The sequence below is a fragment of the Bacillus sp. 5w2 genome, assembly GCF_054353775.1.
In genome coordinates, this window is sequence record NZ_JBTIWT010000001.1 from 179,034 (window position 1) to 203,050 (window position 24,017).

The 24,017-nt window shown below is 35.5% G+C and carries 17 protein-coding genes; 3 read left to right on the plus strand and 14 right to left on the minus strand.

Annotated elements, in window-relative coordinates; translation table 11 throughout:
* Window positions 1-5: 5 nt before the first annotated feature.
* The 9 genes from sfp to ACXY7N_RS00925 form a co-directional block, all read right to left on the minus strand.
* A complete protein-coding gene (gene sfp / locus ACXY7N_RS00885; protein WP_016134436.1) occupies window positions 6-755 on the minus strand; it encodes a 4'-phosphopantetheinyl transferase Sfp in 750 nt (249 codons plus the stop codon).
* A 33-nt stretch (window positions 756-788) separates the two neighbouring features.
* Window positions 789-2,231 (minus strand): MDR family MFS transporter, encoded by a 1,443-nt coding sequence (locus ACXY7N_RS00890; RefSeq protein ID WP_353811346.1) that lies wholly within the window; start codon window positions 2,229-2,231, stop codon window positions 789-791.
* The gene (locus tag ACXY7N_RS00895) at window positions 2,231-2,455 is read right to left on the minus strand and encodes an MbtH family protein (protein ID WP_016087960.1); all 225 of its coding nucleotides are present in this window, start codon (window positions 2,453-2,455) and stop codon (window positions 2,231-2,233) included. Before ACXY7N_RS00895 ends, ACXY7N_RS00890 begins: the two co-directional genes overlap by 1 nt.
* Window positions 2,452-9,606, minus strand: coding sequence for an amino acid adenylation domain-containing protein (locus ACXY7N_RS00900; protein ID WP_088084217.1), 7,155 nt, complete (start codon window positions 9,604-9,606; stop codon window positions 2,452-2,454). Before ACXY7N_RS00900 ends, ACXY7N_RS00895 begins: the two co-directional genes overlap by 4 nt.
* A gap of 31 nt (window positions 9,607-9,637) precedes the next feature.
* Window positions 9,638-10,525, minus strand: coding sequence for an isochorismatase (gene dhbB, locus ACXY7N_RS00905; RefSeq protein ID WP_088084218.1), 888 nt, complete (start codon window positions 10,523-10,525; stop codon window positions 9,638-9,640).
* A gap of 30 nt (window positions 10,526-10,555) precedes the next feature.
* A complete protein-coding gene (locus ACXY7N_RS00910; protein ID WP_488592231.1) occupies window positions 10,556-12,172 on the minus strand; it encodes a (2,3-dihydroxybenzoyl)adenylate synthase in 1,617 nt (538 codons plus the stop codon).
* A 12-nt stretch (window positions 12,173-12,184) separates the two neighbouring features.
* Entirely contained in the window at window positions 12,185-13,384 is a 1,200-nt protein-coding gene (gene dhbC, locus ACXY7N_RS00915) for an isochorismate synthase DhbC (protein WP_088084219.1), read from the minus strand.
* A gap of 26 nt (window positions 13,385-13,410) precedes the next feature.
* Window positions 13,411-14,196: a 2,3-dihydro-2,3-dihydroxybenzoate dehydrogenase gene (gene dhbA, locus ACXY7N_RS00920; protein WP_088084220.1), complete on the minus strand. Its 786-nt coding sequence runs from the start codon at window positions 14,194-14,196 to the stop codon at window positions 13,411-13,413.
* A 622-nt stretch (window positions 14,197-14,818) separates the two neighbouring features.
* Window positions 14,819-16,021 carry an L-lactate MFS transporter gene (locus ACXY7N_RS00925; RefSeq protein ID WP_016087966.1) on the minus strand — a complete coding sequence of 401 codons (1,203 nt, stop codon included), beginning with the start codon at window positions 16,019-16,021 and terminating at the stop codon, window positions 14,819-14,821.
* Window positions 16,022-16,454: 433 nt separating this feature from the next.
* On the opposite strand from ACXY7N_RS00925, the gene ACXY7N_RS00930 reads away from it, so the two are divergent.
* Entirely contained in the window at window positions 16,455-16,640 is a 186-nt protein-coding gene (locus ACXY7N_RS00930; protein ID WP_016087967.1) for a YkvS family protein, read from the plus strand.
* Window positions 16,641-16,755: 115 nt separating this feature from the next.
* On the opposite strand, the gene ACXY7N_RS00935 is transcribed toward ACXY7N_RS00930, so the two are convergent.
* Complete coding sequence (locus tag ACXY7N_RS00935) at window positions 16,756-17,055, minus strand: ArsR/SmtB family transcription factor (RefSeq protein WP_000214798.1); 300 nt, start codon at window positions 17,053-17,055, stop codon at window positions 16,756-16,758.
* A 330-nt stretch (window positions 17,056-17,385) separates the two neighbouring features.
* Here ACXY7N_RS00935 and ACXY7N_RS00940 point away from each other — a divergent pair, with 330 nt between their 5' ends.
* The gene (locus ACXY7N_RS00940; RefSeq protein ID WP_001142748.1) at window positions 17,386-17,559 is read left to right on the plus strand and encodes a hypothetical protein; all 174 of its coding nucleotides are present in this window, start codon (window positions 17,386-17,388) and stop codon (window positions 17,557-17,559) included.
* Between the two features lie 123 nt (window positions 17,560-17,682).
* Here ACXY7N_RS00940 and ACXY7N_RS00945 read toward each other — a convergent pair whose 3' ends face one another.
* The 4 genes from ACXY7N_RS00945 to ACXY7N_RS00960 form a co-directional block, all read right to left on the minus strand.
* Window positions 17,683-20,772 (minus strand): AAA family ATPase, encoded by a 3,090-nt coding sequence (locus ACXY7N_RS00945; protein WP_088084221.1) that lies wholly within the window; start codon window positions 20,770-20,772, stop codon window positions 17,683-17,685.
* Window positions 20,769-21,926 carry an exonuclease SbcCD subunit D gene (locus ACXY7N_RS00950; RefSeq protein ID WP_488592232.1) on the minus strand — a complete coding sequence of 386 codons (1,158 nt, stop codon included), beginning with the start codon at window positions 21,924-21,926 and terminating at the stop codon, window positions 20,769-20,771. Before ACXY7N_RS00950 ends, ACXY7N_RS00945 begins: the two co-directional genes overlap by 4 nt.
* A gap of 15 nt (window positions 21,927-21,941) precedes the next feature.
* On the minus strand, window positions 21,942-22,181 hold the full coding sequence (locus ACXY7N_RS00955) for a DUF2584 family protein (RefSeq protein ID WP_000667347.1): 240 nt from the start codon (window positions 22,179-22,181) through the stop codon (window positions 21,942-21,944).
* A 186-nt stretch (window positions 22,182-22,367) separates the two neighbouring features.
* Complete coding sequence (locus ACXY7N_RS00960) at window positions 22,368-22,625, minus strand: hypothetical protein (protein WP_016134427.1); 258 nt, start codon at window positions 22,623-22,625, stop codon at window positions 22,368-22,370.
* A 316-nt stretch (window positions 22,626-22,941) separates the two neighbouring features.
* On the opposite strand from ACXY7N_RS00960, the gene ACXY7N_RS00965 reads away from it, so the two are divergent.
* On the plus strand, window positions 22,942-23,997 hold the full coding sequence (locus ACXY7N_RS00965; protein ID WP_016134426.1) for an enoyl-CoA hydratase/isomerase family protein: 1,056 nt from the start codon (window positions 22,942-22,944) through the stop codon (window positions 23,995-23,997).
* The last annotated feature ends 20 nt before the right edge of the window (window positions 23,998-24,017 follow it).

Consider the following 24,017-nt stretch of genomic DNA (forward strand, 5'->3'; position numbering starts at 1 on the left):
TAAACTTATTTATAATTTAAAAGCGCTACTGCGTCTAACTGTGTGATTTCAGTTACTTCTTTACTAAATATTGCAATTGAAGCCATATAATCTACACTTGGCCTTATATCTTCCATCATTGTATTTTCTACTAATTCATGTCTATCCTTAAAAACCAACAAATTTGGAGGATCATTTGGAGCTGATACAGTAATATGCACTGGCGGAATCATTAATCCTTCACCTGTCGCTTTTAGTACTGCTTCTTTTCGAGTCCAATATGTTAAAAAACCTTCTATTCGCTTTTCATTAGATAATTTCATAACTTGTGCTATTTCAATCTCTTTTAATACGCCTTCTGCCATTTTCAGAACATCTACATTTGGATTCATTTGTTCCACATCAACACCAACAAGTGCTGACTTTGTAAATGCAACAACTACCCAATCCCCAGAATGTGAAACAGATAACTGCGGCATTCCTTCTGGTAGTTGTGGTCTGCCATGTTGCAACTTACATACTGGGCACATTCGATTAATCGGTACTTGAACTGGTGACATAGAAAGTATCTTTCCAAGAACTAATCTACTAATTACGCAGCCTATTATAAAACGGGCACGATCTGCCGAGTGGTGGTATGAATTTGCTTTCTCTCGTTCAACATCATTTAGTAAATTGTAATGCCATGATTGTAAATCCGAAATTCTTCCCCACCATATTTGACAATCATTCTCATTCAAAGTTGGTATAGAATCTACAACTTTCCTTTCAATCATGTATATTCTCCTTTATTCAACGAATATCAGTTGTTATTCATTGACAATTGCTTTCTGTTTTTTTGATACGGAAAACATTTTTTCTTTCTTTTTTGACATTACCTCTTTATCAGAAATACGTAAAGAAAATAATAATGCTACGAGTAAAAACATTGCTGATCCAATTAATGCCGCTTGATATGGTAAGAAATCTGACTGTGCATGATACTGTATTTCATTACTTCCAACCCCTGATAATATGCTAGCTAAAACAGCAACTCCTATCGCTGAGCCTAATCGATTTTGCACATTAAATATAGTAGTTGCTCTCCCCATAGAAGGTGGTGCAATATTGTTAAATGCAGAAAATTGAACTGCACCGACCGACTGACCTAAGAAAATACCGATGCCAAACAATAATGCCCGTATTTGCCAAGGGTTCGTATCGTGATTTACAAAACTTAATAAAACAAAGATAATCGCCGTACAAATTAACCCTATAGAAATTACCTTGCGAGCTCCTAATTTCTTATATGACCATGGCACAATCTGTGACGATATCATTAATCCAATTGCCTCCGGGAATGTCGTAAGACCTGATTCCAGTGCGGATACTCCTATTACATTTTGATACATAAGTGGAAAAACAAATAACATTCCTAGTAAACCAGCTGATGAAAACAATGAAATAAGACTCATTTTTCTAAAGACTGGTTCTTTTAATAAGCGTAAATCTAACATCGGTTGCTTTACTTTAAGTTCTACAATGATGAACAATGTAATGAATACAATCCCAGCTATCCCAGTACTTATAATCTCTGGAGAAATCCAACCTTTTGATGGACCTTGGCTAAGTGCATAGATCAGCATCGCAAATCCTGGTGCTGAAAGAACAAAACCGAGAGAATCAAAGCGACCAGCCGATTTTTCAATATGTTCTTTTAAAAATAGAAGACCGAATAGTAACGCTACAATTCCAAACGGTAAATTAATATAAAATGCCCAGCGCCAAGACATTTGATCTACAAAGAAACCTCCAATAATCGGTCCTACTGCCGGTGCGACAGCAATTGGCAACACAATAAACCGTGAAATTTTCGGCCTTTCCTCTGGTGAAAATGTTCGGAATAACATCGCCATCCCGACTGGTGTTAAAAGTCCCCCGCCAGCACCTTGAATGATACGAAAAATATTCAATGAAGTAATATCGTTCGCTATTCCACATAATGCAGACGCAGTTGTAAATACGAAAAGAGCGGTTAGAAATACTCTTTTCGTACCGAAGCGATCTCCTAACCAACCAGAAATCGGAAGGAAAACAGCTAAGCTAACTAAATAGCCAACATTAACCGTCCCCATTGCAGATGGAGGCACTTGTAATTCTTTACTTATCGTTTGTAGTGCTACATTCACAATTGTTGCATCCATCGCAGCCATAAACATCGCTGTTATATATACGATACTTACAACTACTTTTGGATTTATCTTTGCCTTCATTATCGTTTTCCTACTAATATTTTTTCGCCAGCTTGATTACTTTTTGGATTCAAATCTTTCCAGTTATTCTCAACATATTGTAAACAATCGTGCCTGCTAGCTTCTCCATGTACGACTTTCCAACCAATAGGTACATCAAGAAAGACAGGCCAGAGAGAATACTGGCCCTCCTCATTTTTTAATACTTTATATGTGCAATTATCATTTTCAAACGGATTTGTCATACTGTTCTTACCCCTTTCTTATTCTGCAAATATTTCGCTAATACTTGTCCAATTTCTGTAAGTGGTCCTGGTTGACATAAATCTTTATGTCTACAATCAATATCGTGTTGCACAATTTCCCCGTCTAAATAATTTAGCCATGTATTTGGAGAGATAGGATCAAACCAGTCTGGTATAACAGTAGATCTAAAGAATAAAATATCTCCGTTATAAACTTTCGGCACATATTTCCCTAACAACCCTACCGAATTTACATATGTTTCTTTTAAGTTCAAAATAGTCTCTTCTTCAAGACTTGCTAATGCACTTCCATCTTTACGAAGTATTTCTACTGCACTTTCCATCGTAAGTGGTTTACCATCCATGTTATCTGGATCGTATCCACCTAAAGCAAGTAATGCAATTAACGCTTCTTCTTCAGTAGGTGCTTCCGTATTCGGTAAAAAGTGCCCTGGATAAGAATCTAGCATAACGAGTAATTCTACTTCTTCCCCTTCATTTTGTAGTTGCGCTGCCATTGCATGCACAACATTTCCTCCAAGCGACCAACCGAGTAAACGATATGGTCCGTGAGGCTGTACTTCACGAACGTGTTTTAAATAATCCGCCGCCATCTCCTCTAAACTTTTTGGAAGTTCTTCATTTTTAGCGATACCACGTGCTTGTATACCGTAGATTGGATAATCTGTTCCTAAAGATTTCATAAGTCCTGCATAGCACCAACTTAACCCACCTGCTGGGTGTACACAAAATAGTGGTAATTGGTCTCCGCTTGTTCGTAATGGAAGCAACACATCAAGTGCACTTTGTCCATTTCCCACTTCAAGTCTTTCAGCAAGACCTGCAACAGTAGGTGCTGCAAATAAAGTTCCGATATTTAGTTCCACCCCAAGTGCTTCTTTCATGCGGCTCATAAGCTGCACTGCAAGAAGTGAATGGCCACCTAAATCAAAGAATCCATCATCAATTCCAATTTGCGGCACACTTAAAACTTCTGTAAACAAGTCACATAACATTTCTTCTTGCGGTGTTCTTGGTCCACGACTAGATGATGATGCGATAAATTCTGGAGCTGGCAATGCCTTTCTATCTAATTTACCGTTTGGAGTTAAAGGTAACTCATTTACTACTACAAAAGCATATGGAACCATGTAATCTGGTAAACTCCCCCCAGCATACCTACGCATTTCATTCGTATCAATCATTTCATTATTTGATGCGACGATATAAGAAACTAACCGTTTATCCCCTGGTTGATCTTCCCGTACAATAACAGCTACTTGTTCAACTTTAGGGTGTTTCATTATTACCGCTTCTATTTCCCCTAATTCAATTCGGAATCCACGAATTTTTATTTGGTGATCTGCACGTCCTATATAATCTAGCGTCCCATCTTTACGCCAGCGAGCTAAGTCTCCTGTACGATACATTCTTGTACCTGGCTTGCCAAATGGATCTGCGATAAATCGTTCAGCAGTTAAACCTGCTCTTCCTAAATATCCACGAGCAAGCCCTGCACCTGCAACATACATTTCTCCAACTACTCCAGGTGGCACCGGTTGTAAATAATTGTCTAACACATACACTTTAAGGTCAGGTATACTGCACCCAATTAAACTATTTGCCCGTAAAGAAACTATATTCTCGTCTAACTCAATATAACTAACATGTACTGTCGTCTCAGTAATACCATACATATTAATAAGCTTCGGTGCGTTATGAGGATGTCGACTATACCAATCTTCTAATCGACTTAGCTCAAGTGCTTCTCCTCCAAAAACAACATATCGTAAAGATAATTTTTGGCCAATCTCTTCATTTTCACGATCTGCTTGCATCAATTGATAGAACGCTGATGGAGTTTGGTTTAAAACAGTTACCTTTTCTGTAACAAGAAGTTGTAAAAATTCTTTCGGCGAGCGACTTACAGTATGTGGTACTACGACTAGACGACCTCCATATAATAAAGGCCCCCAAATTTCCCAAACCGAGAAATCAAATGCGTATGAATGGAACATCGTCCAAACATCGTCTGCGTCAAATTGGAACCAATGATCAGTTGCACCTAAAAGTCTTACTACGTTTTGATGAGGTATCATAACGCCTTTCGGTCTACCTGTTGAGCCTGACGTATAAATAACATACGCAATGTGTGAAGGCGATAATTGCCTCATGCGCTCCATTTCATCAATATTATCTTCACTATATTTCTCTATTTCTTTTATTACTTTCACATCATCAACTAAAATTTTCAGTTCCTCATTACATTCAATTTCCACATCTGAATTTGTTAAAACACATGATGGTTTCGCATCGTGGAGCATAAATGAAATACGCTCTGACGGGTAATCTGGATCTAACGGAAGGTATCCCGCACCAGCTTTTAGAACAGCTAGTAAGCTTACAACCATATTTAAAGATCTCGGCATCGCTAAAGCAACGAGTTGATCAGGACCGATTCCTTTTGCTATTAGCAATCGAGCTATTTTATTCGCTTTTTTATTCAACTCTTCATATGTTAACTTTTCATCTTCAAAGACGACAGCAATAGCATTTGAATTTATATGAGCCTGCTTTTCAAATAATTGTGATAATGTCATTTCTGGTGCAATTTGAAAACCACCATTCCACTTCTCTAACACTGTATTTCTCTCTGCTAAAGTTAATATTTCTAATCTACCAATTGATTGATCAGGATTTTCCGCTGCATCATCTAATAACAGAATGTATCGTTCTATTAATTTTTGCACCGTTTCCCGTTTATATAAATCAGTACTAAACTCTAACAATCCGTGTAAGCCGTCTGGAGTACCATCAACTCCGTTACTCTCGCTAATTTCAAATGTTAAATCAAATTTCGCAGAGCCAACGCTTTGAATTTCAAGATTCGCTTCTAGGTCTGGAACATCAAATGTCGCTTCAGGCGTATTTTGGAAAGCTAACATAACTTGAAACAGCGGATGACTATTTCGGGTACGTACTGGATTTAACACTTCAACGAGTCGTTCAAATGGAACATCTTGATTTTCGTAAGCTGCCAGATTTAACTGCTTCACTCTATTTAGTAATTCTTTAAAACTTGGATCTCCTGATGTATTTGTACGTAACACTAATGTATTTACAAATAAGCCAACTATATTTGATAGTGCATCATCGTTTCTTCCAGCAATCGGGCTCCCGATTGGTATATCAGTACCGGCACCTAATCTTGTAAATAGCGCACTAAGTCCTGCTTGCAACACCATAAACAAACTAACTCCGTTTTTCCGTGCAAGCTCTACTAACCTACTATGCATACCTGCATCTATATGAAAATGAATTGTTTCTCCGCGGTAACTCGTTTCAATTGGACGCTGGTAATCTGTAGGTAACTCCAGCTGATCTGGTAAACCTTCTAGCTCTTTCTTCCAAAAATCTAATTGTGTTGAAATGAGGCTCTCTTGTGTAGTTTCATCACCAAGCAATTGTTGTTGCCAAAGGGCATAATCTGCGTATTGAACTGGAAGTGTCTCCAGCTGAACTCTGTTACCTTGACATCGTGCTTTATACGCCGCTGCAAAATCTCTCGTTAACGGTTGTAACGACCAGCCATCCCCTACAATATGGTGTAATAGAATTAGTATTACATGTTCGTTTTCACTCACTGTAAAAAGTTGCAAACGAACTGCTGGTTCAACATCGAGGTTAAAGTTATATCTTACCGCCTCTACAAGTACAGTTTCTAATTGCGCTTTACTTGTATTTGTTATAATCATTTCTAAATTTAAATTTTCCATATCTAAAATTTTCTGATAGGAACTACCTAATACGTTAGGGAAAATTGTTCTAAGTGTTTCATGTTTCTCAACTACATCATAAAAGGCACCTTGCAATGCTTCCTCGTTCAAAATTCCATTCATACGAATAACTAGCGGAATATTATAAGTAGGGCTCGGACCTTCTAAGCAATTTAAGAACCATAACCTACGCTGTGCAAATGAAAGTGGAATCTCATTTGGTCTACTTACTTTCTTAATAGCTGGTCTTACACTTTTTGCTTGATCCAATTGTTTCGCTAGTTCAGCAACAGTTGGCAATTCGAATAGTTTTCCAATCCCTAATTCCACACTTAACGTTTCACGAATTCTTGCCATTAAACGAGATGCAAGAAGCGAATGACCACCCATTTCAAAGAAATTATCATCGATGCTAATGCGAGAAACACCAAGTATTTCTGCAAATAAATCACATAATATTTCTTCTTTCGGATTTCTAGCAACTCTATCCTTGTTCATTTCATTAAAATCAGGAGCAGGCAATTTCTTTCTATCAACCTTACCATTTGGCGTTAATTGTAATTCTTCTAGCACAACAAATGCTGATGGCACCATATAATTCGCTAAACTTTCTGAAACATAAGAACGAATTTCTGCAAGATCAATTTGTTCCTTTCCTTCGGCAACGATATACGCAATGATTCGTTTATCATTTGGGCGATCTTCTCGTACCATCACTACTGCTTGCTTAACATTTTCATGTCGTTGTAATACCATTTCAATTTCAGCTAATTCAATTCGGAAACCGCGAATTTTAATTTGATGATCTGCGCGGCTCACGTATTCTAGCACACCATCGTTACGCCATTTCACCAGATCACCTGTGCGGTACATACGCTTCCCTGGTTCTCCATATGGATTTGCAACAAACCGTTCAGCCGTTAACTCTGGTTTTCCTAAATATCCGTTCGCAAGCCCCTCCCCCGCAATATATAGTTCCCCAATCACTCCAGGTGGAACTGGTTGTAAACCTGCATCTAATACATACACGTCTGTATTCCAAATTGGTTTTCCAATAGGAGGTATACCACTTTCATCAATGTTCATGAAAGTAGACCAAATAGTCGTCTCGGTTGGTCCATATAAGTTTGTAATAGAGCAACCTAATTCTTTTAATGTATTTGCTAAATGGGCCGGAAGAGCTTCACCACCAACGAGCACATTTAGCCCTTGTAGCCGCTCTGGATATTCAGTTACTAACGCCTGCCAAAGCGTCGGTGTAGCTTGCATGATTGTCACTCTTTCTTCTTGTAACAATGCCGTTAAAGCAGAAGGTTCTTGAATTACCTCTTTTTGTGCAATTGTTAAACTTGAACCACTAATAAGAGGTAAATAAATTTCTAGAGCAGAAATATCAAACGCAAACGTTGTAACTGCTAATAAATGATCATTTTCATGTAATGAAAACATATCTTCCATGGCCAATAAAAAGTTACTTAAAGCTTTCATAGGAACAATTACACCTTTTGGATTTCCGGTTGATCCTGAAGTATAAATTGTATACGCAGGCTTTAAAAGTGATTCATCATTTCTAAATGGTAGATTCATATGAGAATATGCTTTTAACGCTAGTTCTGTTTCTTCACTATCTAATTCGATTTTTTTCATATCATTTTCTATAACTAAGGTTGATGAAACAGATGAATGTGTGATGATACAAACTGGTTTTGCATCATTTACTATATAATTTATTCGCTCCGCTGGATATTCTGGATCTATTGGTAAATACGCTGCACCTGCCTTTAAGACTGCTAGCATACTGACTACCATTTCTATTGACCTTGGAAATACTAAAGCTACAAACTGATTTGATCCTATTCCTTCTTCTACTAAATAGTGCGCCAGTTCATTCGCTCGTTCATTTAGCTCTTTATACGTAAGATCTTCACCGTTACAAGTAACCGCTATTTTATTTGGAGTCTTTTGTACTTGTTTTTCAAATAATATAGGTAGAGAGATGAATTTATCAGCTTCCTTCGTTTCATTCCATTCCAATAAAACTTTATGATTTTCTTCAGGAAGAGTAATGTTTATGCTTCCAATCGACGCGTCTTTTTGATAAACATTTATCATTAATTCTAATAAATTCATAAATCTCTCTTTATGCAACGCTAGTTCCGCGCCATTATATACTTCTGGATTCGCATCAAAATGAATCATTAGCTCATTTTGATCAAAACGTTTATATATATTTATTGATAAATCATCGACAGGTCCTGCTGATAAATTATGTGTAATACCACGATTTCCAGCAAAGTTAAGCCCATAATCAAAAGGCATAACATTCACTAACGGTCCAAATAATCTTTGGTTTTCACCTAATAACTTTAAGTCTCTTCTTAATTCCTCATGACGGTATTTATGATGACGACGTACATCTTGGATTTCTTTAGAAACTTGCTGTATTAATTCTGCAAGAGTTATATTTGGAGTTATAGTGAGACGAAGTGGTACTAAATTCATTACCATACTCGGTGTATGAATAGATACAGAACCTAGACGCCCCATCATCGGTAAACCTAAAACAATATCATTTGCACCTGTTAACTTATGCATATAAATACTTGTTACAGCTATAATAAATTCCGGCCAACTTGTTAACGAAATATTGATATCTTCTAGTAAATTTTTCGTACTAGAATTTGATAAATAAGCCGTTTCTCGTAAAAATCCATTTGATGTTCTCGGCGCTCGTTCTGCTAAACTTACAACTTCCGGTTCATCTGCAAACTTCTCTAACCAAAAAGTACAATCTTCCTGAAATTGTTTAGACTCACGATACTCCATATCTTCTTGTACAATTTTCGCAAGAGAACCAAATGGCTTTTCATTCTTTTTTGTCTCTTCTATAAGTGATGTATACTCATTGGCTACCTTTTGGCTAAGAAGTGAAAATCCATAGCCATCCATCACAATGTGATGGATGCGCTGATACCAAAAGAAACGATTATTTTCAATTTGAATAAGTGCTTCAGTAAATAATGTATCTTTTTTCAAATCGATTGGTATAGATAAATCATTTTTCATCCATACCTTAGCAGCTTCTTCAGGATTTTCTTCTTTACGAACGTCAATAAAATGCATATGAAACTTTGACGATTCCTCAATAACTTGCCATGGGCCAATTTCATCCTCTTCAAAACGAACATGTAGTGCTTCTGCTTCTGTTACAACATTTCGTACTGCTAATTCGAAAATTTCTTGATTAATATTTCCGCTTATTTCAACATATTCCCCAGTATTATAAATCGGATTCAGCGGATCTAATTGCTGTGCAAACCACATACCAGTTTGCGCAGATGATAACGAATGGCGAACCTTTTGACTATTAGGCATTCTTTACTACCCCTTTATTATGTAGTCTATATTAAAGTACATGCTCTGTTTGCGGAGATAATAAGCGGTACCAATCAACAACCGTTGGGCTCTCTGCTAAATCCGCAAAAGTGATTTCTTTTCCTTCGCGGCGCCATTTCTCTACTAAACTCATAATTCTGACCGAATCAAGTCCTCTATTTAATAAATCTTCATCAGTCTCAACACTCTCTACTGGTTCACGAAGTAATTGTGCAACTAGTTCATGTATTTGCTGTAAAGTGATTTCATCATTATCTTTTAAACTTTGTAACTCTGTTAACAAAATGTTAGTTGATGTCGTTACTGCACATCTATTAGATGCATACTCCAACGCTTGTTTATGATGTTCTAGTGAAAAATCAGCAACTGCATCTGCTACAAAGAACGGCTCTATACCATCCATAAACGCTTCACAAGCTGTTAATAGGCAGCCAATATGTGCATAAATACCGCAAATGATGAGTTGATCTCGTCCTTGTTCATTTAATATTTCTAGTAAATTTGTCTTTTTAAATGCACTATATCTCCATTTTGTTAAGAATATATCATCCTCATCTGGAGTAAGTTCATCAACAATTTTCTTTTTATCTGGTCCAGCAGGAATACCGTCACCCCAGAAGTCTTGCAATAACCCTCGCTGTTCTAACGTTTGTCCACCAGGTTGTGCTGTATAAACAACTGGAATACCAAGTTCCTTACATTTTTCTCTTATCACCTTAATATTTGAAATGAGTTCTACTTTCGGTGATTCTGTATCGCTGTATGCATCAAGAAAATATTCTTGCATGTCATGGATTAGAAGAACCGCACGTTTCGGATCTGGCGTCCAGTTCACTTTATTTTTTGGTAGTTCTGATTCAACTGGCATTTTGTATACTGAAATAGATGGAATAGCCATCTAATCACTTCCTTCCAATTTTTATATTATTTATCGTTTTACCGTAATAAGTTTTTCAGCAATAGCTTTACGTAATTCTTTTTTGCTTACCTTTCCAACACCTGTTTGTGGGAATGATTCAATAAATTCAATTCGATCTGGAATCTTATAAGCTGCTATACCACGTTCTCTTAAAAACATTTTCAATTCACTTACAGTTGGAGCTTGTCCGCGAGCTATTACAAATGCACAAGTACGTTCTCCTAAATAATCATCAGGCATTGATACAATTGCTACATCATGTACTGCATCATGTGCTAATAGATGATTTTCAACCTCTTCCGCAGCAACTTTCTCACCACCACGGTTAATTTGATCTTTATCTCTTCCTTCTACAATGATGTAACCTTGTTCATTTACTTTTACAAGATCACCTGTGCGATAAAATCCATCCTTTGTAAAGGATCTTGCATTATGCTCTTCTACTTTATAATAACCACGAATTGTATATGGCCCTCTTGTTAATAAACTACCTACTTCTCCAGGTTTTACATCGTTATCATTTTCATCAACGACCCTTACTTCATCAAATGTAGACATCGGTCTCCCTTGTGTATGAATAATAATTTCTTCAGGATCATTTAATCTTGTGTAATTTACTAATCCTTCTGCCATACCAAACACTTGTTGTAACGTACATCCAAATGTAGGTCGTATACGTTTTGCAACTTCAGCACTAAACTTCGCACCACCTACTTGAATCACTTCTAGGCTCGATAAATCGTTATTACGTGAAGAGGCAGCATCAAGCCATATCATTGCTAATGGCGGAACGAGGGCAGTAATCGTAACTTTTTCTTTTTCTATAAGTGCAAATGCCTCATCTGGACTACCGCCAGTTGCTAACACTACTTTTCCACCCGCATAGAAAGTTCCAAATGTCCCAGGAGAACTCATCGGGTAATTATGCGCTACTGGAAGAACGGCCATATAGACGCTATCTGTATTCAAATGACAAATTTCAGCGCTAACACGTAAACTATAAATATAGTCATCATGCGTTCTAGGAATTAATTTAGAAAGTCCTGTTGTCCCTCCTGATAATTGGAGAAACGCAACATCACTTGGCTGGACTTCTGGTAATGGAACGGGATCTATATACAGATCATTTATGTTCACAAACTCTTCTTCTTCTCCCACTACAATTACATGTTGTAAAGTTGGCACTTGCTCTTTCACTTCTCTTGCTAGTTTTCGATAATCAAAGCCGAGAGCCTTATCTGAAATAACGTAAGCACTCGCCTCACCAAACTCACAAAAATAACTAATTTCACTGCTTCGATGTGAAGGTAGCGCAAAAATAGGAAGTGCTCCAATTCGAAATAGCGCAAAACATATTTCGAAAAACTCGATAATGTTAGGTAACTGGATTACAACTCGATCTTCTTGCTTTATTCCTAAATTCAGTAAACCTGCAGCTAAACGATCTACCTTTTTATCAAGCTCACTATACGTTATTTGCGAATTACCGCTTACAACCGCGATTTGATCTCTATATTTTTCAGCACGCTCTTTTAACATCGAACCAAATGTTTCTCCAAGCCAACATCCTTCTTCTCGGTAACGATTTGCAAATTCTTTTGGCCATTCCGTATAACCTTCTAACATTCTTTCTTCCCCCTACTTTTCATTAAGTGAACTATCCTTTAACCCTAAAGCTTTCAACATTGTTTGAAATTTAGCAGAGGTTTCTGCTAACTCATCTTCAGGATTAGACTCAGCAACAACTCCAGCGCCTGCATATAAACGAAGTGTATGTTCTTGTACTTCAGCACAACGAATTGTAACAATCCATTCACCATCTCCATTTAAATCGCTCCATCCTAACATTCCTGTAAAGAATTCACGGTCAAATGGCTCAATTTTTTGAATAGCTTCTCTCGCTTCTTCCATCGGCGTTCCGCAAACTGCTGGCGTAGGATGAAGAGCAATTGCTAATTCCAAAGAAGTAGTATTTGGATCCTTTAGTTCACCTTTCACTTCAGTAGACAAATGCCACATCGCTTCACTATGAATAACGGATGGTTTTTCCGGAACATGTAATGTATGACAATACGGACGAAGCGCAGCAGCAACCGCTTCCACTACTACCGCATGTTCGTGTAAATCTTTTGGAGAAGAAAGTAATTCCTCTGCTCTTCTTTTATCTTCCACTGGATCATCACTACGAGGTCTTGAACCAGCTAACGGATTAGAAGTAACTTGCATACCATTACGTGAAACGAGTAATTCAGGGCTTGCTCCAATTAATGTCTTATTATTCTCATTTTCATCTTTCGGTAAATTCACAGCAAATGTATAACCATGCTTATTATGTTCTGCTAATTCTCGAAGAAGTTTTTGCTTATTAATCTGTTCAGAAGATTCAACATCTAACAATCTGGATAGAACGATTTTCTTTAAATCGCCGTCCTGGATTTTTTCAATTCCTTGCTTCACACCGTTCATATACACTTCAGGCTCTGGGACTGGCGTCATTTCGAATGTTAAGTTCTCATTTGTTTCAAGCTGATTTGTTGTATCCAATTGTAAATGCTCAGAAATTCTACTATATTCTGGGACGATAAGTTGAACTTCTTTTCTACGATCAAATGGCAAGGCACCTACAACGATAGGATTCGGATTTCCTGCTTGTTTTGCATTACGTAATACGGCTTGCACAAGCTCTGGAAAACTTTCAATTTCACGATGCTTTACTGTAGCAAACCCTCCTTCTGTCAATATCGTTCGAGTTGGTGAAGCGAAAAAGAAAGAAGATTCAGTCTTATAATCTTCTAATAATTTTTCTGACAGTTCCTTTACAGCCGTAAATTCATTCATAGTATAGTAGCCCCCTAAATTTTTTATTAAATTCCTAATGTAGCTCCGCCATCGACACATAAATTGTGCATGGTAATGTGGCTTGCTTTATCTGAAGCTAAAAACAATACCGCTTCGGCAACTTCTGAAGGCTGTGCAATTTTTTGTAACGGTATACCGAGTCTATATGTGCTTTGAGAACCAGCAATTATATTTTTTGCCCCATTCTCATCAGCCCATAGTAACCTTTGCATTTCAGTTTCAGTAGAACCTGGAGAAACTAAGTTACAGCGAATGTTGTACGCTGCAAGTTCTAATCCTAAACACTTCATAAACATCGTCGTTGCAGCTTTTGATGCAGCATACGCAGCCATCTCCATTCTCGGGGTATTTGCTGCATTTGACCCAACTGTAACAATTGCCCCTGACTTTCTTTGCATCATCTGTTTACTTACTGCTCGGGACATATAGAAAACTCCTGTAGAGTTTACCGAGAATGTTTTATTCCAATCTTCATCACTTAAAGAGTGAATCGCTCCCATACGTAAAACCCCTGCAACATTTACTAATATATCTATTGGTGCTATATCATTTTCAATGCGCTTTACTATATCTTCAACAGCAGCACTATCACTTACATCTAAACGAAATGTTTTCATACGTGTTTTATTTATTTCATTTTGTTTTAAGAGTACTTTTAACCCTTCTTCATTTTGATCAACCGCAATAACTGTAGCTCCTCTTTCTAAAAACATTTTTGCTACAACACTACCTATACCTTGGGCTGCACCTGTTACTAAAACCGTTTTCCCATCAAATTCCCCTAAGTTCATTTCCTCTATCCTTTCATTTGAAAATTAATCTAATTAAACAAATAATGATAATGATTATCATTATTGATGTAAAAAATAATACACTTACTAAACTAATTGGTCAAGTGTACTTTTCATCAAAATATTATTCATTGATAATGTTTTTCATTTAATATTCTTACACCGAAATGATAATCTTTCTCAATGAACTTGTCAACCTATTTTTATTTTTCAGATAAAATATTTTAATACTTCTTAATAAAATCACATTTAAACGCATTAAAAGTACTTACTTTATAAATAGAATTCAAAACCCTCTTTTTAATATTGCAGACGATAAACTGTAGATATCTTTATTTACAATGCTTTTTCAAAAATTCGAGTATATATTTTCTCAATATTTTTCTGAAAATATATCTTGCAAATACAAATGAATGTCTTCCTTATAATTTAAGATTTAATAAATGTTTCGAATATGATGTATCAATTCATTATATTCCAATATAATCCAAACGGATATTCTACTCTTTTTTTTCTCAAGAAGCTGCCAAAGGTTAAATAGTCTCGTTAACATAATTCAAAAAAGCACCCTATTTAACAGGATGCTTTTTCATAATCATAGTGTTATAGAAGATTTATATACTTATGCTACGCTGTGATACTCTTCTTCTTGTTCTATTTTCTGCTTAGGTGCTTGAATTAAAATTGCGATAATAAATGACACGACACATAATACGCCGATCACCATAAAGGTTGGTTTGAATCCACCTAGAAGTGCACCGATAAAGGAACCTGCAAGTGCTCCAAATCCAAATCCTTGATACACAATTCCGTAGTTCTTACTATGGTTTTTCATACCGAAGAAATCACCAACAATAGCTGGGAAAATAGTGATATTTCCACCAAAGCAAAACGCTACACTTGCTACACATACGAAGTAGATACCATAATTTAAATCTACGAAACTTAAAACCAAGACTGAAGTCGCCATAACAACAAAAGTACCAGTAACGATTTTTAAACGGCCGATTTTATCTGATAACGGTCCTAGAATAATACGACCTAATGTATTGAAGATTGCAACCATAGCCACCGCATTAGCTGCTGTCGCTGCGCTAAGCCCTACAAGTTGAACACCAATGTCTTTTACCATACCAATTAAGTATAAGCCACTCATACATGATGTAAATAACATAATAAATAATAAATATACTTGTTTTGTGCCTAACATTTCTTTCGTTGTATATTCTTGAGTTTTTGTTTCATGAACTGCTCCTTGATCTGCAGCTTGATGGATTAAACAAGCGCCAATTACAATCATAGCTGTAACAATTAAACCCCAGTATATAAATGCTTGCGATACACCAACTGATTCAATCAACTGTGCGTTTACGTATTTGAAGATTAAGCTACCCGAACCATATGCAGAGACAGAAATACCAGCAATTAAACCTTTACGCTCTGGAAACCACTTGATTAAATTTGATAGTGAAGTGATATATGCTGTACCATCTGCATACCCTACAACAACTCCTGCTAGTACATAAAGCAATAGTAATGAGGAAGCTTGTGAACTAAGAATTAATCCTAGTCCTAATGCTAGTCCAGCTATCATAATAAGTTTACGAAGTCCCCATTTTTCTTGTAATTTACTCGCAAATAAAGTTGAAAATGCTAAGGAAAGACTAGTAATTGAGAAAGTTATAGCAACTGCATTAAGACTCCAACCGTATTTACTAACTAAAGGCTGATTGAATAAACTCCATGTATATATCGTTCCAAGCCCCATTTGTACTATAACTGTGCCAAGGACAACAAGCCATGGATTAACATTTGATTTTTTCATACCTTTCCGCCTCCTCTTTCTATTTCAATGCTATTCGCTAAATTTTCTTTTTTTATGTTCATATTGACCACCTCTTTTGATTTAACACCTTCATTGTATAAGATGTTCCCGCTTATGTAAGCACTTACAAGGCAGAGCGTCAAAAACATGGAATCAGTTACAGAAAACGAAGGACGAAATACAAAAAGCTACTTATTAAATACATAAGTAGCTATTATAATGTTTTGCATCAATAGGACTTACAACTGTTTTATCATCTTCTTTTATAAAAATTATGTCTCATTCTATAGAATTTATAAATTGAGATATTTTAATTTTTTAGATACAAACAGAAAAATTTTTTGATAAATAAAACTAAATATTCACTAATATACCTATACGTGGTTTAATATATATAATAAAAAAACATTTCTATCTTTAATGAGGAGGTACTATGAAAGCAAACGTAGGGGATACTATACTTTTTCAACGAAATAATTTAAAGATTACGGGATCTGTACTAAAACTTTATACTGAATCGGTCTTAGTTGAAATTACAAATGTAAGCGGTGGTACTTTTGAATTTGATCGAACAATTGTAAATCATAAAAACTATAAAATTATGAATACGAATACATAAAGTTAAGTTTTAATCAGTCGCACCAACCGGGCGTTTACGGAATGCTCATGCGGAATAACACAACAAAAATAGCCCCTGCTCACCAGCAGCGGCTATTTTATATGAAAATACTTCATTAGTTTATATATCCTAAAACACTTACAATCTTACTCGCTTTTAAATTATTAATATGATAATAAATTTCTAAACCTCTTCTCTCAGCTCGTAACACTTTACCTTTCATTTTTGATAAATGTTGCGAAACAGTCGATTGTGGAATGTTTAGTAATTCTGTTAATTGTGTTACATTACAAGTTTTTCTCGTACTTAATTCATTTACAATTTGTAATCGAATTGGGTGCGCCATAATTTTTAAAATATCTACATCTTCTTCTGAAACTAAACTTTTTCTCATTTCACTCGTATATGTTGTCATAAGACATTCCCCTTTTATATGAATTCCTCTTATTTAGATCTATTTCCAAAATATTTAAAACTCCGATGTGAAACCTTTATATAAAAATAATAGAATTTTAAATTTTTAAAAACAGAACGAAATACAATTCACTTTATTTATTTGGTACATATACATAATACAATGTTAATATGTGCTCTATGTGAAGTTAGCATATATTTATAATGAAGATTTTTCAAACAATTCACATCTAACTATATACTTCCTCATAACACTATCCAGTGATTTTAACATATTTTAGGCGTTTGTATATACTATCTACAAAATAAATGTTGTTTAGGGGGATTTCAAATGCCAACAATGTTACAAGAAGAAGTTGAAGAAGCGCGCGAAACATATGTCAGTCGTATCATATTGGTCGGTGGATCAGCTTTATTTTTAGTAGGTGGTGTTATATCGGCCATTTCAGCCTTTAAAACTTATAATCGCTTGGAAAATACACCGCCTTCTACAGATAACTCATAGGTGAATTATCTAATTGCGAATAACAAATAAATGCCGCCTCTATAAAGAGGTGGCATTTATTTTACCTTAGGTTCTATACTAAAAAATCGCAAACAATGCTTTAAGTATGAATGACAATGGAACTTACTTCACCACAAACCGCGTCTGACTACACCCATCCTTCTGCTTCGTTACTTCTAATACAGCTGGCATTGCGTTTTTCAGCTCTTGAACGTGTGAAATGACACCGATAAAGCGGCCTGATTTTTGTAAGTCTATTAAGGCATCTACGGCTTTCGTTAATGATTCTTCATCTAATGAACCGAATCCTTCATCGATAAACATCGTTTCAATCGAAATACCGCCTTCATATGCTTGAATGACGTCTGCCATTCCAAGCGCTAAGCAAAGTGAGGCATTAAATTTCTCACCGCCAGATAATGTTTTTACATCGCGTGTTTGGCCAGTATATGCGTCGTATACATCTAATCCTAATCCACTTTGACGATTTCTCTTTTCTACTCGTTCACTTCGTTTTAAATAAAATTGTCCATTTGATAATTTACGTAATCGTTCGTTTGCAATTTGAACAATTTGTTCTAAATACTCAATTAGGATGTAACGTTCAAATGATATACGGCTTTCGTTATCACCTTTCATTACTTCATATAAGTCAACAAGTTCTTGGAAAGCTTTTTCTTCCTCATGAATTTGCTCATCAATACGTCTAATATTTTCATGTAAATCAGAAATATATGTTACAGCGTTTTGCGCACGTTGACGTTTTTCTTTAATGATATCGAGATTAATTTGTAATTCTGTTATGTGTTCACCTAACGCTGTAATATCCATATACTCTTTATCTTTTAATTCAGCATGTAACTCTTCAATTTGTTTTGCAAGTACTTCAAGAGATGAATAATAACTTTGAATTTCTTTTTGTAACATCTCCATCTCAGCATCATTTAATTTTGCTTCTTTATACGTGATTTGATCTGTAAATCCGCTTTGTTCAAGTTCTTTCATAAAGCGCGCAAAAGTATCTTCTTTCTTCAATTTTGCACTTTCAAATTGATTAAAAGCACCTTCCTGTTCTGCTTGAATACGTATATTTTCGTTTTGCCAATGTTGATACGCTTCCTGCACTTTCTTCCATTCGTCCTCCATTAATCTAAGTTCATGCATAGCTTGGTCAAATTGAACTTTCCAAGCTTGGACTGTTTGTAAGTTTTCAGGAATGTTTTTCTTATCATGTTCATATGACGTACGAAGCTGCATACACTCCATTTCTGTACGGTGCTGCTCTGTTTCTACCTCACGCTTCTTTTTCTGCAGTGCATCTACTTTTTCTTCTATGCTTTTTATTTTCACAGCTGTTTGCTTACGCGTTTCTTCACTTGCTTTTAACGTATTCACTTCAGTTGCTAATTGTTTTCCCTTTTGAACAAGCGCACTGTATGTTTCAACTAATTCTTCAGAGTGATAGCCTCGCTTCTTAACTTCTTCTATTACCTGTTCATATTGAAGATGATAGAAATTCCATTTCTCCTCTAATTGAACATGTAATTTTTCAGCAATATTCTTCTTGTCTCTTAAATCATTTAACTCTTTTTCATCAATCGCATCACTTTGCTCTGTAGCTTTTTTCGGATGGTTCGTGCTGCCACATACTGGACAAGATTCACCATCATGTAGATGAAGAGCTAATATACCAGCTTGTTCACTTAACCAGCGACGTTCCATACTTTCATATGCATTAACTGCCAATTGCATCTTATTATATGCTGCTTCTTTTTCTTGCTCGAATTTTTGTTTTTCTTGCCATACATCATATGCTTGCTTTAAAACTTTTGCATCTTCTCGCATATTCGTTAGTTCTTCTACTTTATCTACATATTGCTCAAGTGCTCGCTCTAATTGCTGTAATTCACCTGACATTAACTGTTTTTGGTTTGTATGCTCATCTAATTGTCGATCTAAGTTTTGCATACTTTCTTTTAATTTTCCTATTTGAATTTCTGCATTTTGTAAATTCAACTGTTTCTCAGCTAATGATGCAATAATCGGTTGTAACTCTTCTAATCTTTGAACAAGTTTTTTTGCATTTTCTCTCTCAGGTTCTTTATTCTTTACTGCTTCATATTTCTCCTGAGCAAGTTCAAAGTTATTCGTTATATTTTCTTTTTTGGCGATAATTTGTTTTAACAAACTTTCAGCTTTTTGCTCATTTTGCATTGCTTCTTCGTACCATTGTTCAAATGGTAATAAGCGCTTCGCTTGTTCCGCTCGTTTAAAAGATGTTTCTTTCATTTCAATAACTGTACGATTTTCTTGTAAAGTATTATATTTCTCATTCTTTTGTTGTAAATCTATAAATTTCTCATTTACAGACTTCGCTGCGTGAAAACGTGTTTCAGCATCCTTTAATTGCTTCGTTTGAACATCTTGTTCTACTTGTAATTGCTCAACCTCTGCCTTATACACAGCTGTTTCTTGTTCTAATGCTTCTACTACTTGATGCGTATTTACATGCTCTTGTTCCACTAATGTCTCTAATAATGCTCCATCTCGGATTGGTAATTTAAAAACATTACGAAAATATAGCTCTCGCTCTTTCTGTTTTTCTTGTAAGACGTCTTTCCATTGTTTTCGTTTTTGATCAAGTAACTCACGCATTAACTTATAACGATCTGTTTTAAAAATACGACGCAAAATTTCTTCTTTGTTTTCTGTCTCAGATGTTAATAGTTTTCGGAATTCCCCTTGTGGTAACATAACAATTTGGCTAAATTGATGTTTACTTAAACCAATTAAATCTTCTACTTTTTTATTTACATCCGTTACATGGAAACGATCAACAGCTGGAACCTTCTCTTCATCATTCACTTCATATAATTCTACAGCATGTCCCGTAATCGTCTTATTCCCTTGTTTTTTATGCCCAAGTTGTCGTTTTATTTCATAACGTTTCCCTTTTAACTGAAAGGTTAGTTCTACACTTGTATACGTATTATCATCAGCAAATTGACTGCGAAGCATGCTCGTGTCACTACGTTCTTCTCCGCTTGCCTCACCATATAACACATAACAAATCGCATCAAAAATCGTTGTCTTTCCAGCTCCAGTATTTCCAGAAATGGCGAAAATACGATGCTCTCCAAGATCATCAAAATCGATTACTTCTTTCTGTTTATACGGCCCAAATGCTGTCATTATTAGCTGAATCGGTCTCATCCTCGTTCACCTTCCCGTTCTTGCACTGCTTGTAATACTTCTACAAATAGACGTTCTTTCTCTTCTGATAAATCTAAGCCTTTCATCTCTTTATAAAAAGCTTTTAATAGTGATAAATCATCCGTTTTATGTCTTGAAACAGTTACTTCATTTGACTCCGTGAACTCTCGTCTTTGAATGGACCTTTCAACATGCATTGCATTTGGATATACAGAGCGTATTTTTTCCATTGGCTGCAAGACAGGATTTTCATCTAATAATTTTACAAACACGTAATCTTCACTTACTGGATGGTGTAATAATTCATCTATTTTCGCTTCTACTGTTCGCATTTTACGGCGTGGTGTAAGTAACCTTTTTTCAATTGTTACTTCTCCTTGCTCGTCCAGTTCTACAATATAATATCCTTTTTTATGTTTTTCTTCAGAAATAGAATAGGCAAGTGGTGAACCTGAATATCGAATTGTCTCATTACGTACGAAATGCGCTTGATGTAAATGTCCAAGCGCTGTGTAATGAAACTTATCAAAATAATGACTATTTACATATTCAGCACCACCAATTGAAAGTGGTCGTTCTGCATCACTTGTATTCTCCTCCGCTTCTCCCGCAGAAGTTACAAATGCATGACCAACAAATACATGTCTAGCTTCTTTATCCATCTTTTCAGAAAGCTCATTCATAAAAATACGCATCGCATCATCATGAGAACGTACGTCTTCGTTTTTCAATACATGTCTAACTATGCTTGGATCCGCATATGGAACGAGATGGAAGTGAACCTCGCCATATTCATCATTTAATATAATGGGCTCATATGGAAATTGAAACTGTCCCACAATAAATAATCCTTGTTTCTTCATTAAACTACTACCAAAATGAATACGATCAGGACTATCATGGTTACCTGCAACCGCAATAACTGGTGTTTGTAAATCAATCACTATTTTTTGCAGCACTTCATTTAATAAGTCTACTGCTTCCGTAGGTGGAATTGCTCGGTCGTATAAATCCCCTGCAATAATTACGGCATCTGGTTTTTCTTCTTCAACAGCTTGTACAAACTGATCTAATACAATCTTTTGATCTTCAGTCATATACACGCCATGAACAAGCTTTCCTAAATGCCAATCCGCTGTATGAAATAACTTCATGGTTTCCTGCTCCTTTTAATTTACTGATTTTAGTGATACGAGTTGATAGTTTATTGTAGTTTTTCCGTTTTCCCACTCTAACTTTTGTATCATTGCACTACCAATTCTTTCTTCATTTGATTTATATAAAGGTAATATTTCTTGAACTGTAAATAAGTGATAACCATCCAATTTTAATTGAAATATGTTTTCTTCTATATGTAATCTTACTTCTTTTTCATTTGAAATAATTTTTGTGTGCATCTCAAATTTCATGATAGATACAACCCCTTTTTCTAGTCTCTCTCTACATTATTAATAGTATATTGGCTATGCAAGATTGACAAGTAAATACACGGCAAAGTACATACTTTTCTATTTCTAAATGTTTTTATTTTTACATATAATACGGTATGTGAAATTTTATTCGTTACAAAAATAAAAATGCCTACTGCGACATCTTTATTTTTGTATAAAGTCTTTCATTACATAATATAAAACTGTAATGAAAACGATTGCTACAAAAAAGGAAAATACTGCGACAATGTACCCATCCTTATTTAATAGAATGCAAAAAGAAATAGATATGATAAAAATCGGAAATACAAGCCGTACTTTATCCTTCACTTCCTCTGTCGTATCTGTATGATGAAAATACTGAGTTATCCCTATCATTAAAGAAGACAAAATAATCACCGCCAATAGTAAAGGTCCTGTCATTCCGATTTCTCCTTTCTCTATTTCTAATGAAAAGCAATTTTTCTTTCATTATACTCACTTCAAATACTCTTTTCGAAGTGAGTATATACAATTTACACATATATAATAGCGTGTTTATCATGAAAAATTCAAATAATTACAATTACAGTAATGTTGTAATATTCATTTTCAACCTCAGAAATCCTGCAAATATAACTCGTCAAAATATGCATTGGGTAAATTAACATGTATCGCCAACTTTAGACAAAGTTTATAAAGGACATTTCAGTACGTATAAAGAATTAAGAATAAGAAGATATGTAAGGGAGGATGAATCATGACTGAACACGTTTTATTTTCTGTTAGTGAAAACGGCGTTGCATCAATTACTTTAAACCGTCCAAAAGCACTTAATTCTTTATCTTATGACATGTTACAACCAATTGGGCAAAAACTGAAAGAGTGGGAACATGATGAACGTATTGCGCTTATCGTATTAAAAGGAGCTGGTACAAAAGGTTTTTGTGCAGGCGGTGATATTAAAACACTTTATGAAGCACGTTCAAATGAAGTTGCATTGCAGCATGCGGAACGTTTTTTTGAAGAAGAGTATGAAATTGATACATATATTTATCAATATAAAAAACCGATTATCGCTTGTTTAGATGGAATTGTAATGGGTGGTGGTGTCGGTCTTACAAATGGTGCGAAATATCGAATTGTAACTGAGCGTACGAAATGGGCAATGCCAGAGATGAATATCGGCTTTTTCCCAGACGTCGGTGCTGCTTATTTCTTAAATAAAGCTCCAGGGTTTGCTGGCCGATATGTTGCTTTAACAGCAGCTATTTTAAAAGCTTCTGACGTATTATTTATAAACGCTGCTGATTACTTTATGACATCTGATTCATTACCAAATTTCCTTACTGAACTGGAAAGTATAAATTGGCATAAAGAAGATGATGTACATACTAATTTAAAAGAAGTCATTGGTACATTTGCAACTACTTCAAAATTAGAAAGCGAGCTTGCTCCTTCATTAGAAGAAATCAATTCACATTTTGCTTACGATTCAATTGAAGAAATCATCCATTCATTGGAGAAAGATCAAAGCTCCTTTGCTTTAAAAACGAAAGAAACACTATTATCAAAATCCCCTATTTCACTAAAAGTAACACTAAAACAGTTTATTGATGGACACGATAAGTCCGTTGAAGAATGTTTCGCTACCGACCTTGTACTTGCTAAGAATTTCATGAGACATGAGGATTTCTTTGAAGGCGTACGATCCGTTGTCGTTGATAAAGATCAAAATCCGAATTATAAATATAAGCAGTTAAGTGATGTTTCAGAAGAAGATGTAAATCGGTTCTTTAACTTACTTAACGCATAAAGTGAAACTTTAATAAGTGG